The organism is Micromonospora globbae, from assembly GCF_036184225.1.
GTDB lineage: Bacteria > Actinomycetota > Actinomycetes > Mycobacteriales > Micromonosporaceae > Micromonospora > Micromonospora globbae.
Genome location: NZ_CP108084.1, coordinates 4,506,885 through 4,521,995, shown reverse-complemented (window position 1 = coordinate 4,521,995; position 15,111 = coordinate 4,506,885). Strand labels below are relative to the sequence as shown.

Annotated in this window: 14 protein-coding genes and 1 tRNA gene; 8 read left to right on the top strand and 7 right to left on the bottom strand. The window is 74.4% G+C overall.

What is annotated here, in order from left to right; translation table 11 throughout:
* Positions 1 to 8: 8 nt before the first annotated feature.
* Positions 9 to 572, top strand: a complete 564-nt coding sequence (locus OG994_RS20210; protein WP_328850629.1) for a hypothetical protein — start codon at positions 9 to 11, stop codon at positions 570 to 572.
* 105 nt (positions 573 to 677) lie between these two features.
* The gene (locus tag OG994_RS20205; RefSeq protein ID WP_328850628.1) at positions 678 to 2,009 is read left to right on the top strand and encodes an NAD(P)/FAD-dependent oxidoreductase; all 1,332 of its coding nucleotides are present in this window, start codon (positions 678 to 680) and stop codon (positions 2,007 to 2,009) included.
* Between the two features lie 59 nt (positions 2,010 to 2,068).
* Here the strand turns inward: OG994_RS20205 and OG994_RS20200 are convergent, their stop codons facing one another.
* A complete protein-coding gene (locus OG994_RS20200) occupies positions 2,069 to 3,928 on the bottom strand; it encodes a hypothetical protein (RefSeq protein WP_328850627.1) in 1,860 nt (619 codons plus the stop codon).
* 91 nt (positions 3,929 to 4,019) lie between these two features.
* Here OG994_RS20200 and OG994_RS20195 point away from each other — a divergent pair.
* The 4 genes from OG994_RS20195 (at position 4,020) to OG994_RS20180 (ending at position 6,696) form a co-directional block, all read left to right on the top strand.
* Positions 4,020 to 4,103: transfer RNA gene (locus OG994_RS20195), tRNA-Leu, on the top strand.
* Positions 4,104 to 4,216: 113 nt separating this feature from the next.
* Positions 4,217 to 5,044 (top strand): Bax inhibitor-1/YccA family protein, encoded by an 828-nt coding sequence (locus OG994_RS20190; protein ID WP_120327687.1) that lies wholly within the window; start codon positions 4,217 to 4,219, stop codon positions 5,042 to 5,044.
* A gap of 304 nt (positions 5,045 to 5,348) precedes the next feature.
* Positions 5,349 to 6,107 carry a Bax inhibitor-1/YccA family protein gene (locus tag OG994_RS20185; protein WP_328850626.1) on the top strand — a complete coding sequence of 253 codons (759 nt, stop codon included), beginning with the start codon at positions 5,349 to 5,351 and terminating at the stop codon, positions 6,105 to 6,107.
* Between the two features lie 265 nt (positions 6,108 to 6,372).
* On the top strand, positions 6,373 to 6,696 hold the full coding sequence (locus OG994_RS20180; protein WP_328853754.1) for a hypothetical protein: 324 nt from the start codon (positions 6,373 to 6,375) through the stop codon (positions 6,694 to 6,696).
* Positions 6,697 to 7,019: 323 nt separating this feature from the next.
* On the opposite strand, the gene OG994_RS20175 is transcribed toward OG994_RS20180, so the two are convergent.
* The 3 genes from OG994_RS20175 to OG994_RS20165 all read right to left on the bottom strand — a co-directional run bounded on the left by OG994_RS20175 (position 7,020) and on the right by OG994_RS20165 (position 10,380).
* Entirely contained in the window at positions 7,020 to 8,282 is a 1,263-nt protein-coding gene (locus OG994_RS20175; protein WP_328850625.1) for an acetyl-CoA C-acetyltransferase, read from the bottom strand.
* 218 nt (positions 8,283 to 8,500) lie between these two features.
* Positions 8,501 to 9,304, bottom strand: a complete 804-nt coding sequence (locus tag OG994_RS20170; RefSeq protein WP_120327692.1) for an SGNH/GDSL hydrolase family protein — start codon at positions 9,302 to 9,304, stop codon at positions 8,501 to 8,503.
* Positions 9,305 to 9,327: 23 nt separating this feature from the next.
* A complete protein-coding gene (locus OG994_RS20165; RefSeq protein WP_120327693.1) occupies positions 9,328 to 10,380 on the bottom strand; it encodes an SGNH/GDSL hydrolase family protein in 1,053 nt (350 codons plus the stop codon).
* A 151-nt stretch (positions 10,381 to 10,531) separates the two neighbouring features.
* Between OG994_RS20165 and OG994_RS20160 the strand changes: the two genes are divergently transcribed.
* Complete coding sequence (locus OG994_RS20160) at positions 10,532 to 10,888, top strand: YkvA family protein (protein ID WP_328850624.1); 357 nt, start codon at positions 10,532 to 10,534, stop codon at positions 10,886 to 10,888.
* 79 nt (positions 10,889 to 10,967) lie between these two features.
* Entirely contained in the window at positions 10,968 to 12,338 is a 1,371-nt protein-coding gene (locus OG994_RS20155; protein WP_328850623.1) for a cystathionine beta-synthase, read from the top strand.
* A gap of 90 nt (positions 12,339 to 12,428) precedes the next feature.
* Here the strand turns inward: OG994_RS20155 and OG994_RS20150 are convergent, their stop codons facing one another.
* From OG994_RS20150 to OG994_RS20140, 3 genes are all read right to left on the bottom strand, one after another.
* On the bottom strand, positions 12,429 to 13,385 hold the full coding sequence (locus OG994_RS20150; protein ID WP_328850622.1) for a S1C family serine protease: 957 nt from the start codon (positions 13,383 to 13,385) through the stop codon (positions 12,429 to 12,431).
* Between the two features lie 140 nt (positions 13,386 to 13,525).
* Positions 13,526 to 14,035: a GNAT family N-acetyltransferase gene (locus OG994_RS20145; protein ID WP_120327697.1), complete on the bottom strand. Its 510-nt coding sequence runs from the start codon at positions 14,033 to 14,035 to the stop codon at positions 13,526 to 13,528.
* The gene (locus OG994_RS20140; RefSeq protein WP_328850621.1) at positions 14,032 to 14,961 is read right to left on the bottom strand and encodes a ribonuclease Z; all 930 of its coding nucleotides are present in this window, start codon (positions 14,959 to 14,961) and stop codon (positions 14,032 to 14,034) included. The genes OG994_RS20145 and OG994_RS20140 overlap by 4 nt, the downstream gene beginning before the upstream one ends.
* Positions 14,962 to 15,111 lie beyond the last annotated feature (150 nt).

Sequence of the window (15,111 nt, the reverse complement as noted above, 5' to 3'; positions counted from 1 at the left end):
GGCCCGCGATGATCGACGCCCTCACCGAGCGGGTGCGTACGCTCCGCACGGCCGTCGCCCGCACCAGCCCCACGCCGCTGCTGATCCGCGCCGGCATCTTCCTCACCGTGCTGGCCGGCGCCGTGCTCGCGTACCCCGCGGAGGTGCTCCTCGGGCGCACGCTCGGCCTGCTGGTCGTCGTGGCGGTGCTGGCGGCGGTCTGGCCGCGCCGGGTGTGGCCGACGTTCGCGGCGCTGGTCACGGTGGCCGGATGGCTGCTCGCCGCGGACGGGTACGACCGGCCCGTCGCGCTCTGGCGACTGCTCGCCCTGGCCGGCCTGCTGTACCTGGCGCACACGCTCTGCGCGCTGGCCGCGCTGCTGCCGTACGACGCGGTCGTCGACCCGGAGCTGATCACGCGCTGGCTGCTGCGGGCCGGTGGGGTGCTGCTGGCCACGGCGGTGCTCGGGGTGCTGCTCATGGAGGTCGGCGGCCTCGGCGGGGACTCGGGCCACCAGCTCGTGACGGTGGCGGGGCTGCTGGTCGCCGTGGCGGTGTCGGGGTTGCTCGGGTGGCTCCTGCGACGCCGGTGACGGGGGAGGTCGCGGCGACGTTGCGCAGGTCACAGCGGTTGTGCTCCGTCACAGAAGGGGGGCGCGGACGGGATTAGCCGAGCGGGCCGGGGAAAGATAGATGGCGTGAATCCGAAGCGGATCCTTGTGGTGGGTGCCGGTCACGTGGGCCTCTACGCGGCCCTGCGCCTGTCGAAGAAGCTCAGCTCTCTCGAGGCTGAGGTCATCGTGGTGGACCCCCAGCCGCACATGACCTACCAGCCCTTCCTTCCGGAGGCGTCGGCGGGCAACATCTCCCCCCGGCACTCCGTGGTGCCGCTGCGACGCGAGTTGCGGCGGTGCACCGTCGTGGCGGGCACGATCACGCGGATCGAGCACGCTCGCAAGGTCGCGACGGTCCAGCCGATCGCCGGGCCCCCGCGTGAGATCTCGTACGACCACGTGATCGTGGCGCCGGGCTCCGTGTCGCGCACGCTGCCCATCCCCGGGCTGCACGAGCACGGCATCGGCTTCAAGACCATCGGCGAGGCCATCTACCTGCGCAACCACGTGCTGGACCGGCTCGACGTGGCGGCCGCCACGTCCGACCCGGACGTGCGGCGCAGCGCGCTGACCTTCGTCTTCGTGGGCGGCGGGTACGCCGGCATCGAGGCCATCGCCGAGATGGAGGACATGGCCCGCGACGCCCTGCGCTACTACCCGGAGCTCACCCCCGAGGACATGCGCTGGGTGCTCGTCGAGGCGACGCAGCGGGTGCTGCCCGAGGTCGACCGGGACATGGGCGCCTACACGGTGCAGCAGCTCCTGAAGCGGAACATGGACATCCGGCTGGACACCCGGCTGGAGTCCTGCGTCGACAAGCTGGTGAAGCTCTCCGACGGGGACAGCTTCCGGGCCGACACGATCGTCTGGACCGCCGGTGTGAAGCCGTCGCCGCTGCTGGACAAGACGGACCTCCCGCGGGACCAGCGGGGCCGGGTCACCTGCCTGCCGACGCTGCAGGTCGTCGACGGCGACCGGGTGGTCGAGGGCGCGTGGAGCGCCGGTGACTGCGCGGCCGTGCCGGACCTCACCGGCCCGCCCGGGGCCTACTGCTCGCCCAGCGCCCAGCACGCGGTGCGCCAGGCCGCCCGCATGGCGGACAACATCCGCGCCGTGATCCGGGGGCGGGAGCCCGTGGAGTACCGGCACAAGCACGCGGGCAGCGTGGCCAGCCTCGGCCTGCACAAGGGCGTGGCCCAGGTGTACGGCATCAAGATGAAGGGCTGGCCGGCCTGGTTCATGCACCGGACGTACCACATGAGCCGGATTCCGTCGTTCAACCGGAAGGTCCGGGTCGTGGTCGACTGGACCCTGGCGTTCTTCCTCAAGCGCGAGGTGGTCGCCCTCGGCCAGCTGCACGATCCGCGCGAGGAGTTCCTCGAGGCGTCCCAGCCGGTGCCGGTCCGCCAGGGCTGACGTACGTCGACACGGCCCCTCCGCCCGCGCGGAGGGGCCGTGTCGCGTCCGGGGCACGATCAGACCCGCCAGATCCAGGCGTCGGCGACCCGGGTGGCCGGACCGTAGAGCTGCTCCAGGGTGATCCGCAGGCTCTCCGCGTGCGGGGTGCCGTCGGCGAGCGCCACGCAGGAGGCGTCCCAGTAGTCGACGTCGCGAGCCGCCTGCCGGCGCTGCTCCTCGCCGATCACCGGCCGGTCACCCCGCCGCGCCACGTCGGCGAGCAGCGCCGACGTCGGCCGCGGGTAGACGCCGAAGGCGGCGGTGCCGTGGCGGCCGTACGAGCCGATGAAGAAACCCTCGGGCAGGCCGAAGGCCACGTCGGCGGCCGCCGCCCAGCGCATCGGCCAGGGTTCCCGCGGGCTCGGCAGCGGCACGGGCACCAGCACACCGCCCGGCTCGACGCACGCGCGCCAGTGCCCGCCGGTCACGAACTCCGGAAGCGGCGGGCGGTCGGCGGTCGGCAGCGGGGTGGGTACGAGCGGCAGCAGCGCGGCGCCGACCGCGGCCGGCACCAGCCGGCGGGCCCGGCCGGTGCCCCGCAACGCCCGGTCCACCGCGAGCACCAGCAGCGTCGCGGCCAGCGGGAGCACGGCGAGGGCGAACCGCATCGGCAGCGCGCCGTCCACCACCGGCAGCCCGGCCAGCAGGAAGTACGGGCCGGGCACGGGTGTCCGCGTACCCCCGACCACCACCGACGGGCCGAGCGAGAGCGCCCCCATCACCAGGGCGGCGACGGCGCAGGCGATGGCGGCCGGGCGACGGCGGCCGAGCCAGACCGCGCAGACGGCGGTGACCAGCAGCAGCGGCCAGCCGAGGAAGGTGTTGTACTCGGCCGGCCCGGTGGTGAGCCCGGCCGCCTCGTCGCCGCCGCCCACCGACAGCGGGGAGACCGCCCACCAGCTCCGCAGGTCGGCCGAGAAGTGGCGCGGGTTGAAGACGCCGTCGGCGACACCCTGCGGTCCGGCGAACTGGAACCACAGCGGGTACGCGAGCACCACCAGCGCGAGTCCGGTGGCCAGCGCCATCCCGGCCGCGAAGCCGGGCAGCGCGCGGCGCGCCAGGTCCCGGTCGACCACCGCGCACGTGACGGCCATGACCAGCAGCGTCACGGCGGCGAGGAAGAGCACCTCCTCGCCGATGAACACCTGGGCCGTGACCACGGCCGCGAGGCCGACGGCGGAGCTGACGATCCGGCGCCGGTCCGGGCCAGCCGCCGGGGTACGGGCGCCGACCGGGCGGAGCCGCCGCGGATCGGCGGCGCGCAGCAGCCGCACCACCAGCCAGACGATCAGCGGCACCAGCCACTGGGCGGTCATGTGCAGGTGGCTGTTGGTCTGCGAGACCATGCCCGGGCCGAACCCGCACAGGCCGGCGCCCAGCCCCGCGGCGAGCCGGCGTGCCCGGAGCGTCCGGGTGAAGAGCAGGTACCAGGCCACCGCGGTGCCGGCCAGGTTGGCCGCGGCGAGCAGGGCGAAGGTGACCGGCGCCCCGAGCAGCAGGGTGACCGGCGCGAGCGCGATGCCAAGCGCGATGACCGTGGTGTTGGCCATGAGGTTCACCCCGTCGGGGGCGTTGAGCCGGTCGGTGAGCAGGCCGAAGTCGCCGAACAGGGCCCGCGCGTCCACGGCGAGGAACCACTCGTACAGGGCCTGGTCGGCGGGGTTGAGCGCCAGCGTCCGGGCGCCCGGGTTCGGCCAGAGCCCGTGGGTCAGCCATCCGGCGAACGCGGTGAAGAACAGCGCGACCGCGAGGTCCCGCCGATGGTGACCCAGCCAGGCCCGGATCCGGGCGCTGCGGGGCCGGCGGACGGCCCGGCCGGCGGGGCGGGGATCCCGCTCGAAGGCGACCTCGGTGGTCGTCGGGGGTGCGCTGCTCACAATCGGGCAACGGTGACGGGGTACGCCGAGTCGCGGCCGACCGGTTAACGTGACACTGCACCGCCGCGAGTCGACGCGCCGGTGCCGTCCGGCCCGGGTGGTGGAACGGCAGACACGGCCGCCTTAAAAGCGGCTGCCGCAAGGCGTGCGGGTTCGACCCCCGCCCCGGGCACCACGGGACACCTTCGGCCCCCTCGTCGGCCCGCTGATCTCCATGGATGGGCGTTGCCGTCTACTCTTGTGTGTGCACGTTCACGTGCATGACGACCCCCTGAGGGAGGCCAGACAGTGAAGACCTCGAACCCGGTGCTCGCCCGGCTCGGCCAGGCGGCCGAGCGGGAGCGCGCCGCCGGGTACGCCCCGACCGGGCCGTACGGCGCGCCCGGCGTTCCGCACCAGTACCCGACCCAGGCCGGATACCCCGCGGGTTACCCGGCGGCGCCGCCCACCGTGGCGCCCATGTCCATCGACGACGTCGTGGTCAAGACCGTCGCCCTCCTGGGCATCCTCGGCGTCTCCGCCGCGGCCGCCTGGGTGCTCGTCCCCGACGCGCTGGTCGGGACCGCCTGGATTGGCGCCCTGGTCGTCACCCTCGTCCTGGGCCTGATCATCTCGTTCTCCCGGATGGCGAACCCGGCGCTGGTCGTGACGTACGCCGTCGTCGAGGGTGTCCTCGTCGGCATGGTGAGCAAGGCCTTCGAGACGGCCTACCAGGGCATCGTGCTCCAGGCCGTCATCGCCACCTTCGGCGTCTTCTTCGTGATGGCCATGCTCTACAAGGCACGGGTCATCCGGGCCACCCCCGCGTTCGTCAAGGGCATGGTCGCCGTGATGGCCGGCCTCTTCGCGGTGATGCTGATCAACCTGGTGCTGGCGCTGTTCGGCGTCAACACCCACCTGCGTGACGGCAGCGGGCTGGCCATCATCTTCAGCCTGGTCTGCATCGTGGTGGCGGCGCTGAGCTTCGTGCTGAGCTTCAAGGAGGTCGAGGACGGCGTCCGGATGGGCCTGCCCCAGCGCTACTCCTGGGTGGCCGCCTTCGGCATCCTCGTGAGCCTGGTCTGGCTCTACTTCGAGATCCTCCGCCTGCTGAGCTACTTCCAGGGCGACGACTGACCGTCGGCCCGCGTACGACCGGCGCCCGCCACCGCACCACGGTGGCGGGCGCCGTCGTCTGTTCCGGGTCCGGCCCGAGCCGGTCCTCGGATCTGGTCCGGGGCGGACCCGGACCGGTGCGCGCCTCCCAACCGGCCGGTTCCCGGGCGCGGCTCCCGGGCCCGGCTCCGGGCCCCGGCTCCCGGGCGGACTCCGGGCCCCGGCTCCCGGGCGCGACTCCCGTCGGCGGCGGCGTTTTCCCGCCACCGCACGATCCGCCGGTGCAGAGTGACTGCGAGGGGTAGGCGCGGCGAGGGGGCGACGGGTGCGCAGCAGCAATCCGGTGCTGAACCGGCTCGACGAGACCACCCGGCTGGAGGGCCGGGTGCTCGGCGTCGGCGTCGCCGAGGAGATGACCGTCGACGACGTCGTGGTCCGGACCGTGGGGCTGCTGCTCCTCACCGGCGCGACGGCACTCCTCGCCTGGCTGTACGTCCCACAGGCGGTCTGGGTGCCGGCCGCGCTCGCCGGCAGCGCCCTGGCCGCCATCGCGCTGGCCCTCGTCATCTCGCTGCGGGCGGTCACCCACCCGGCGCCCATGGTGGCGTACGCCGTGGTCGAGGGGTTGCTGCTCGGTGTGGCGAGCCGGGCCTTCGAACTCGTCTACCCGGGCATCGTGTCGCAGGCCGTGGCCGGCACGTTCGGCGTCTTCCTCGGCATGGCGCTGCTCTACCGGGCCCGGCTCGTCCGGGCCACGCCCCGGATGGCCCGGCTGGTCGTCGGCGTCCTGCTCGGCCTCGTGGCCATCAGCGTGGTGAACCTCGTGGTCTACCTGGTGACCGGTCGGCAGGGGTTGGAGATCTACAGCCTGACGGGTGAGGTCGGCGGGTGGGCGTACGTGATCGCGGTGATCGCGATCATCGCGGGGGCGTTCAGCTTCATCCTCGACTTCGACCTGGTCGAGCGGTCCGTCCAGGCGGGCCGCCCCCGCCGCTACGCGTGGCTCTGCGCGTTCGGGCTGCTCACCGGGCTGGTGTTCCTCTACTGGCAGCTGCTCCGGCTGCTGAGCTACGTACGCCGCTGACCCCGCCCGACCACCACCGTCCCACCCGCCACCTGCCGCCGTCCCCCGCCGCCCGTCCCCGGCCGCCGTCACCGGCCGCCCGCCGCCCGTCACCGGCGATCATGAGGTTGGCGGGCTCCGCGTCGGCGTGTCGCCCCCGCCAACCTCATGATCGTCGGGGCGGTCGGGGCGGTCGGGGTGGTCGGGGTGGTCGGGGTGGTCGGGGCGGTCGGGGCGGTCGGGGCTGGGTGGGGGCCGGTGGGGGTGCGTGGTCCGTACACTCCGGTTGGTGAGCGCAGCAGAGCTGGAACGGGCCGTGCAGCTGCTGGTCCGGCAGGTGGGCCACTGGGAGCAACCCCGCTGGGGGGCCACCGCCACCGGCGGCAACGCCTCCCGTGCCGATCTCGTGCACCGGCTCGTGCAGGAGATCGCGAACCTCGCGGCCGACGCCGAGGGCGAGCCGCGCCGTACGGTGCCCCGCCTCGACAACGACCTGGCCCTCCCCGACCAGCTCCGGGTCGTCACCGCCGACCTCGTGACGGCCGGCGCGGCGCCGGAGGTGCTGGCCCGGGCCGCCGCCGAGGTGGCGGCGACCCGGAGCGCGCTCTGACCCGAGCGATCCGGTCGAGCTTCGCCCGCACCCTGCCGCACAGCCAGGCAGGGGGCCACGGCCTACCCGGCGCTCGCCCCGACCCGCGAGCGCACCGGGCCGGCGAGCGGACCGTGCCAGCGGGCGGACCGTGGCAGCGCGCGGACCGCGCCGGCGAGCGGACCATGCCGGCGAGCGGACCGCGCCGGCGAGCGGACCGCGCCGGCGAGCGGAGGCCGCGCTGGGTGCGGCTCGGCCACCGGCGGACGCACCGGCCGCGGCCAGTCTGGACTACGGCGACCCGTCCGCCGGCGCCGACCCGGACTCGCGGCCGTGACCGCGGCTCAGCTGAGTCGCTCGATCACCATGGCCATGCCCTGGCCACCCCCGACGCACATCGTCTCCAGCCCGATGGTCTTGTCGTGCCATTCGAGGGCGTTGAGCAGGGTGCCGGTGATGCGGGCGCCGGTCATGCCGAACGGGTGGCCCACGGCGATCGCGCCGCCCATCACGTTGAGCTTCTCCAGCGGGATGCCCAGCTCCCGGTACGACGGGATGACCTGCGCGGCGAACGCCTCGTTGATCTCGACGAGGTCCACGTCGTCGATCGTCATCCCGGCCCGCTTCAGCGCCTGCCGGGACGCCTCGACCGGGCCGAGGCCCATGATCTCCGGCGAGAGCGCGGTGACGCCGGTGGAGATGATCCGGGCCAGCGGCGTGATGCCGAGGTCACGGGCGCGCTGGGCGCTCATGACCACCACGGCGGCGGCGCCGTCGTTGAGCGGGCAGCAGTTGCCGGCGGTGATCCGTCCGTCCGGCCGGAACACCGGCTTCAGGGCGGCCACGCCCTCCATCGTGACCCCGGGCCGCGGGCCGTCGTCGGCGCTGACGACCGTGCCGTCCGGCGTGGTCACCGGCGTGATCTCCCGGGCCCAGAAGCCGTCGGCGATCGCCTTCTCGGCGAGGTTCTGGCTGCGTACGCCGAACTCGTCCATCTCGGCGCGCGTCACGTCGTACACCTGGGCCAGGTTCTCCGCGGTCTGCCCCATGGCCAGGTAGATGTCGGGCAGCTCGCCCGCCTCGCGCGGATCGCGCCACACGTCCGCGCCGCCCTGGGCGCGGGCCTTGGACCGTTCACGTGCGGCCGTGAAGCGCGGGTTCTCCCAGCCACCACCGACCAGTGCCTGCGCCTCGGGCGGAAGGGCGTCGGAGTTGCCGCGGGCGTAGCGGGAGACGGTCTCCACACCGGCGGAGATGAAGACGTCCCCCTCACCGGCCCGGATCGCGTGCATGGCCATGCGGGTCGTCTGCAACGACGAGGCACAGTAGCGGGTGATCGTGGCGCCCGGCAGGCCGTCCAGCCCCAGCAGGGTGGCGACGACGCGGGCCATGTTGAAGCCCTGCTCGCCGCCGGGCAGGCCGCAGCCGAGGTAGAGGTCGTCGATCTCGGTGGGATCGAGCTGGGGGATCTTGTCGAGGGCGGCCTGGACGATGGTGGCGGCGAGGTCGTCCGGGCGTACCTCACGCAGGGAGCCCTTGTGGGCCCGGCCGATCGGGGAGCGGGCGGTGGCGACGATGACGGCGTCGCGGGACGGCTCGGTCGACATGGATCCACGCTAACTCGCCGGTAACTTGGCGCGGAACCCGCCCGGGTGACGGGAAATGTCACTCCCCGGCCCGGCGACCGCGACGGAGTGATCGCGCGCTGGTCGGGCGACCGGGATGATCGCGCTCGATCCTGGATGTGGTGGCCTCCAAGACTCCACGAGGGCACTACATCCAGGATCCAGCACGATCTTGCGAATGCGGCGAGGGAGGTCGCCGATCAGCGGCGGGAGGTGACCGCCGCCGCGGCGGCGACCGCCGGGAGCAGCGCGTGCGCCCACACGCGGTAGCCGTCGGCCGAGGGGTGGTAGCCGTCGTGGCAGAAGGTGCCGGCGTCGGCGCGGAACACCGGCCCGGTCTCGGTGGCCAGGTCGACCACCGAACCGCCGGCGTCCAGCGCGGCGGACGTCTGGGCGCGGGCGATGCGCCGCCCGGACCAGCCGACCAGCTGCCGCAGCGGCGGTGCGATGGCGCGCGCGGCGCCGAGATCGGGACACGTGCCGACCACGACCTCCACCCCGGCCTCGCGGAGCCGGTGCACGGCCGCCCCCAGGTACGCGGCGGCTTCGGCGGGGCGGCGCATCCCGGTGGCGTCGTTCGCCCCGATGAGGATCACCGCCACGTCGGGCCGCTGGCCGAGCAGGGCCCGGGCGACCTGGGTGGCGAGGTCGGTCGAGCGGGAGCCGGAGACCCCGACGCTGGACAGGTGGACGAGCCGCCCGTTGGGCCCCTCGGCCAGCAGGTTGGCCAGTTGGCCGCCGATGGTGTCGTCGAGCCGGTCGACCCCTACGCCCAGCGCGGACGAGTCGCCGAGCAGCACCAGCCGCAGCGGGGGTGCGCCGGCCCGGCCGATCGTCGCGCGCAGGGCCAGCCCCAGCTCCGGCTCGGCGTAGCGGCGGTGCCGGGCGACGAACGCCTCGCCGGCCAGGAGCGCGGCCCCGCCGACCGCGCCGGCGACCATGGAGAGCAGCGCCGCGCGGCCGAGCCGGCCGGCGAGACGCGTGGTGACGTCCTGTCCGCTCATGCCGCCGCCTCGCTGACGCTCGCTCATGCCAGTCCCTCCACAGTGGGTGAGTCGGAGGTGGGGCCGGGCTGCGGCACGGCGCCGACACCGAAGAACGCCCTCCGGCGCAGCTGCGCCCACCGGCCGGCCGGCCCCCGGTCGCGGCCGCGCACCTGCGCGCCGCTGACCTCCGTGCCGCCGTGCCGGGCCGCCTCCTGTGCCGCCTCCGGCAGTGACCGGACGCCCCGGCCCAGGGCCGGCACCGGCCGTCGTTCCTGGCCCACGCCGAGCGCGGAGAGCACCGTGGGGAGCATCGCGGCCGCGGCCACCGCGTACCCCTCGGCGGACGGGTGGAACCGGTCCCACGCGAACATCCGGGCCGGCTCGGCCGCGAACCGGGGCCCGAGCAGGTCGCCGAGGGAGACCGTCCAGCCTCCCGCCTCGACCACGGCCACCGTCTGCGCGGCGGCGAGCTGCCGGCTCCACCGCCGGGCCAACCAGCGCAGTGGTGGCTGGATGGGCTGGATCGCCCCCAGGTCCGGGCAGGTGCCGACGACCACCTCGCTGCCCGCGGCCCGCAGCGCGCGGACCGCCTCCACGAGGTAGCGGACGGCCATCGTGGGCGGGGTGCGGTTGGTGACGTCGTTGCCGCCGATGAGGATCACCGCGATGTCGGGCTGGTGCTCCAGCGCCGCCTCCACCTGGTGCCGCAGACCCGCGGAGATCGCCCCGACCACCGCGAAGCAGTGCAGCCGCACCGGCCGGTGCGTACGCCGGGACAGGCCCGTGGCGAGCAGCGCGCCGGGCGTCTCCCGGCGGCGGTGCACCCCGTAGCCGGCCGCGGAGGAGTCACCGAGCACGACCATGGTGAGCGGCTGCCCGGGAGACTTCGCGCCGTAGACGCCGTCGCAGCGGGGCGGGGGCGCCTCGGCCAACGGGATGGTGCGGCGGGCCTGGCGGGCCTGACCGATCAGCACCCCGGCGGTGGCCACCACCGCCGCGGCGGTGGCGCCCGTGCCGATCGCCGTGAGGCGGGCGATCTGTCGGGCGCGCTGCCAGCGCGGGCCCACCGGTGCAACGGAATCAGCCACCCCCATGCTGCGACAGTATCGCGCCGGCCCGACAGGCCGCTGTCGTCGTAGCGGCAGACGAGTGGGACGTGGAGGGCCCCGGTGGGTACCTGTCACCGTGGCGGCCCGCGGGCCTTGCGCGGGGACGCCACGCTGACCTCCGGAGAGGAGCGCGAGGATGGCGAAGACGTTGAAGCGGAGCGCGGCCTTCGCGGCCCTGGCCCGGGCCCTGGCGACCGGGTCGCGCAAGGGCCCGTCGCTGGGCGCGAGGCTGGCCGCGCTGCCCAGGATGATCCGGGCGACGGCGCGCGGCGAGTACGACGGGGGCCTCCGGTTGGCGCTGATGGCCGCGGCGACGGCGTACGTCGTCTCACCGGTCGACCTGGTGCCGGAGATCCCGCTGGCGATCTTCGGGTTGGCCGACGACGCCGTGATGGTCACCTGGCTGGCCGGCGCCGTGCTCGCCGAGACCGAGCGGTTCCTGGAGTGGGAGACGCGGCGTAGCCAGGTCATCCCGGGGCGTGTGGTGCCCTGACGGCACGTACCCTGGGCGCTGGGAAACGCCCATCTGCCCGGCCGCCCGGCGCCGGCGCCGAGGAGAAGGACACATCGAGGTGCAGTACTACGACAACGTCGTCGACCTGATCGGCAACACCCCGCTCGTGCGGCTCCGCAACGTCACCGAGGGCATCCAGGCCACCGTGCTGGCGAAGGTGGAGTACCTGAACCCGGGCGGCTCGGTGAAGGACCGCATCGCGCTGCGCATGGTGGAGGACGCCGAGGCCGCGGGGATCCTCAAGCCGGGCGGCACCATCGTCGAGCCGACCAGTGGCAACACCGGTGTCGGGCTGGCCCTGGTCGCCCAGCTCAAGGGCTACCGGTGCGTCTTCGTCTGCCCGGACAAGGTCAGCCAGGACAAGCAGGACGTGCTGCGGGCGTACGGCGCCGAGGTGGTGGTGTGCCCCACCGCGGTCGCCCCGGAGGACCCGCGCTCCTACTACAACGTCTCGGACCGGCTGGCCCGGGAGATCCCCGGCGCCTGGAAGCCGGACCAGTACAGCAACCCGGCCAACCCGCGCTCGCACTACGAGACCACCGGCCCGGAGGTGTGGAAGCAGACCGACGGGCGGATCACCCACTTCGTGGCGGGGGTGGGCACCGGCGGCACCATCTCCGGGATCGGCCGGTACCTCAAGGAGGTCTCCGACGGGCGGGTGCGCGTGGTCGGGGCGGACCCGGAGGGCTCGGTCTACTCGGGTGGCACCGGCCGGCCGTACCTCGTCGAGGGTGTCGGTGAGGACTTCTGGCCGCAGACGTACGACCGGGACATCGCCGACGAGATCGTCGAGGTCTCCGACAAGGCGTCCTTCGAGATGACCCGGCGGCTGGCCCGCGAGGAGGGGCTGCTCGTCGGCGGGTCGTGCGGCATGGCCGTGGTGGCCGCCCTCGAGGTGGCCCGCAAGGCCGGGCCGGACGACGTCGTGGTGGTGCTGTTGCCCGACGGCGGCCGAGGCTACCTCTCCAAGATCTTCAACGACGACTGGATGGCCCGCTACGGCTTCCTGGACAACTCGGGCACCGAGCCGACGGTGGCCGACGCGCTGGCGAGCAAGCCGGGCGGCCTGCCCGAGCTGGTGCACGTGCACCCCACCGAGACGGTCCGCGACGCGATCGACTACATGCGGGAGTACGGCGTGTCCCAGCTGCCGGTGCTCAAGGCCGAGCCGCCGGTCGTCACCGGCGAGGTGGCCGGCTCGATCGCCGAGCGCGACCTGCTGGACGCGCTGTTCACCGGGCAGGCGCACCTGCACGACACGATCGAGCGGCACATGGCCGCGCCGCTGCCGATGATCGGCGGCGGGCAGCCGGTGAGCGAGGCGGTCGCCCTGCTGGAGAAGTCCGACGCCGCGCTGGTGCTGGTCGACGGCAAGCCCAAGGGCGTGCTCACCCGCCAGGACCTGCTCGCGCACCTCGGCGCCCGCTGAGACTGCGCGGAGGCCCCTTCCCCGACGCCTGCGAGGCGGGCCCCTTCCCCGACGCCCCCGCGTCCGGGAAGGGGCCCGACCGCGCCCGCCTCAGCGGGCCAGCTCGGTCGGCACCGCCACCACGTCGACGAACGCGCCCTTGCGCAGCACGGTCACGGGCAGCCGCGTACCGATGGCCGACCCGAGCATGAGCCGTTGGAGGCCCTGGCCGTCGCCGATCGGCCGGCCGCCGGCGGAGACGATCACGTCACCGAGGTAGATCCCGGCGAGCCCCGCCGGGCTGCCCGGAACCACCTCGACCACCCGCAGACCGCGGCGCTGGCCGGTCCGCGCCGTCACCTCGGGTGGCAGCGGAACCGGCACGCCGGCGACGCCCAGCCAGGCGCGGCGTACCCGGCCGTCGGTGGTGAGGTCGGCGAGGATCTGCCGGGTGGTGGCGTTGATGGGCACGGCGAGGCCCAGCCCGTAGCCGGCGACCGCCGTGTTGATCCCGATCACCCGTCCGGCCGAGTCGGCCAGCGCCCCGCCGGAGTTGCCCGGGTTCAGCGCCGCGTCGGTCTGGATCACGTCCTCGATGAGCCGGGTCACCCGCCCGTCCCGGGCCGGCAGGGAACGTCCCAGGCCGGAGACGACCCCGGCGGTGACCGAGCCGGCCAAACCCATCGGGTTGCCCACGGCGACCACGAGCTGGCCGATGCGCAGCCCGTCGGCGTCGCCCAGCTCGACGGGCGGCACGGTCGTCTCGTCGACCCGGAGCACGGCGAGGTCCGACAGCGGGTCGGCGCCCACCACCCGGAACGGCGTCTCGGTGCCGTCGCCGAACGTGGCCGTGCCGCTCCGCGCGCCCTGCACCACGTGCGCGCTGGTCAGTAGCAGGCCGTCGGTGCCCACGGTGACCGCCGAGCCGGCGCCGGCCCCGCGCGCGGTCCGCACCGACAGGGCGGCCACGCTGGGCAGCACCCGGGCCGCCACGGTCGTGACCACCTGGGAGTACGCGTCCAGAGCGGCGGCCTCGGCCCGCTCCGGCGCGGTGTGCTCGGTGTCCATGACGGGAGCAACACGCCGGGATCGACGCGCATGCCGACGCGGGCTCCGCTGAGAGCGAACGCCACGGGCCTGGCGGACGTGGTCCGGCCGGGCGACCTCGGCCGCTGCGCGATGGAAGGCGTGGTGGCCCTCCGCAGGAGCTACAGCGGGCGGACGTAGCGCAGCTGGGTGACGGGTGCCGAGCCGATGAGGTCGATGCGCTCCGTGGCCGTCGGCGTCCAGCCGCCGCGCTCGTAGAAGCGCCGGGCGGGGGAGTTCTGCGCCAGTACCCAGAGTGCCCCCTGCCGCCAGCCGCGGTCCCGCATGGTGGCCAGGGCGTCGATCATGAGTTCCCGCCCCACCCCGCGGCCCCGCTCGGCCGGCTCCAGGTGGATGGCGTTGAGCAGCCCGGTCGACGGGTCGCCCTCGTCGTCCGGGCCGACGTAGCTGAAGCCGAGGAGGTCGCCGTCCCGCTCCGCCACGGTCATGAGGTGGTCGTCCCGCTCCCAGCCCCACCGCTCGGCCCAGTACCGCCCCATGGCGTCGGGGGTCGGCTCGGCCAGCGACCCGGCGGGCAGGAACGACGAGTACGCGGCGACCCGCGAACGCTGGTGCAGCGCGCCCACCGCGAGCAGATCGTCGGCGGTGGCCCGGCGGAGCGTGACGGTCACCCGGTCGAGGCTACCCGCCGTGGCGGGACCTGCACGGTCGTCAGATCCTCGGCGACGACGAGATCGCCGTCGAAGTGCTTTCGGGCCTCGTCGAGGAACCGGCGCGGGTCCGCGTACCGCTGGGAGAAGTGGGTGAGCACGAGCCGGCGTACGCCCGACTCGGCGGCCACCCGCGCGGCCTGCGCCGCCGTGAGGTGCCCGACCTCGGCGGCGAGGGCGGCCTCCGCGTCGAGGAACGTCGACTCGATGACCAGCAGGTCGGCGTGCTCCGCGAGGGCGTACACCGCGTCGCAGAGGCCGGTGTCCATCACGAAGGCGAACCGCTGCCCCGGCCGGGGGACGCTCACCTCGTCGCGGGTCACACGGCGTCCGTCCCGGTCGAGGTGGCCGACGCGGTTCAGCTCCCCGACGGCCGGGCCGGCGATGCCGTACGCCGCCAGCTTCTCCGGCAGCATCCGGTGTCCGTCGGGCTCCACGAGCCGGTAGCCGTACGTCTCGATGGGGTGGCGCAGCCGGCGGGCCTCGAGCGTGCCGCAGCGCAGGGCGATCCGCTGGCCGTCGGCCTCGATGGGCTCGACGTGCAGCTCCGCGGTCTCGTAGAAGCTTGTGGCGTGCCGCAGCCGCGCGAAGTACTCGGCGCCGCCGGCGGGGAAGTGCACGGCCACCGGGTGCGGCACCCGGTCGAGCGAGAGCCGCTGGATGGTGCCGGGCAGGCCGAGGCAGTGGTCGCCGTGGAAGTGGGTGACGCAGATCCGGGTCAGGTCGGTGGCCGTGACCGTGGTGTGCAGCATCTGCCGCTGGCTGCCCTCGCCCGGGTCGAAGAGGATCACCTCGTCGTCCCAGCGCAGCACGTACCCGTTGTGGTTGCGCTGCCGGGTGGGCGCCTGGCTGGCCGTCCCGAGGATCACCAGCTCGCGCATCGACACAGCGACCTCCGGCGGGTCGTCCGGCTGCCGCCGGAGATGAAGCGACCCCCGGGGCGTCCGCGCTCGCGCGCGGGCCGGCTGGACTATGGCCGGCACCCCGGGGGTCGGGTGGCTGTCGTGGATTCGCCGCACCGCTGCCACACGGTCTCG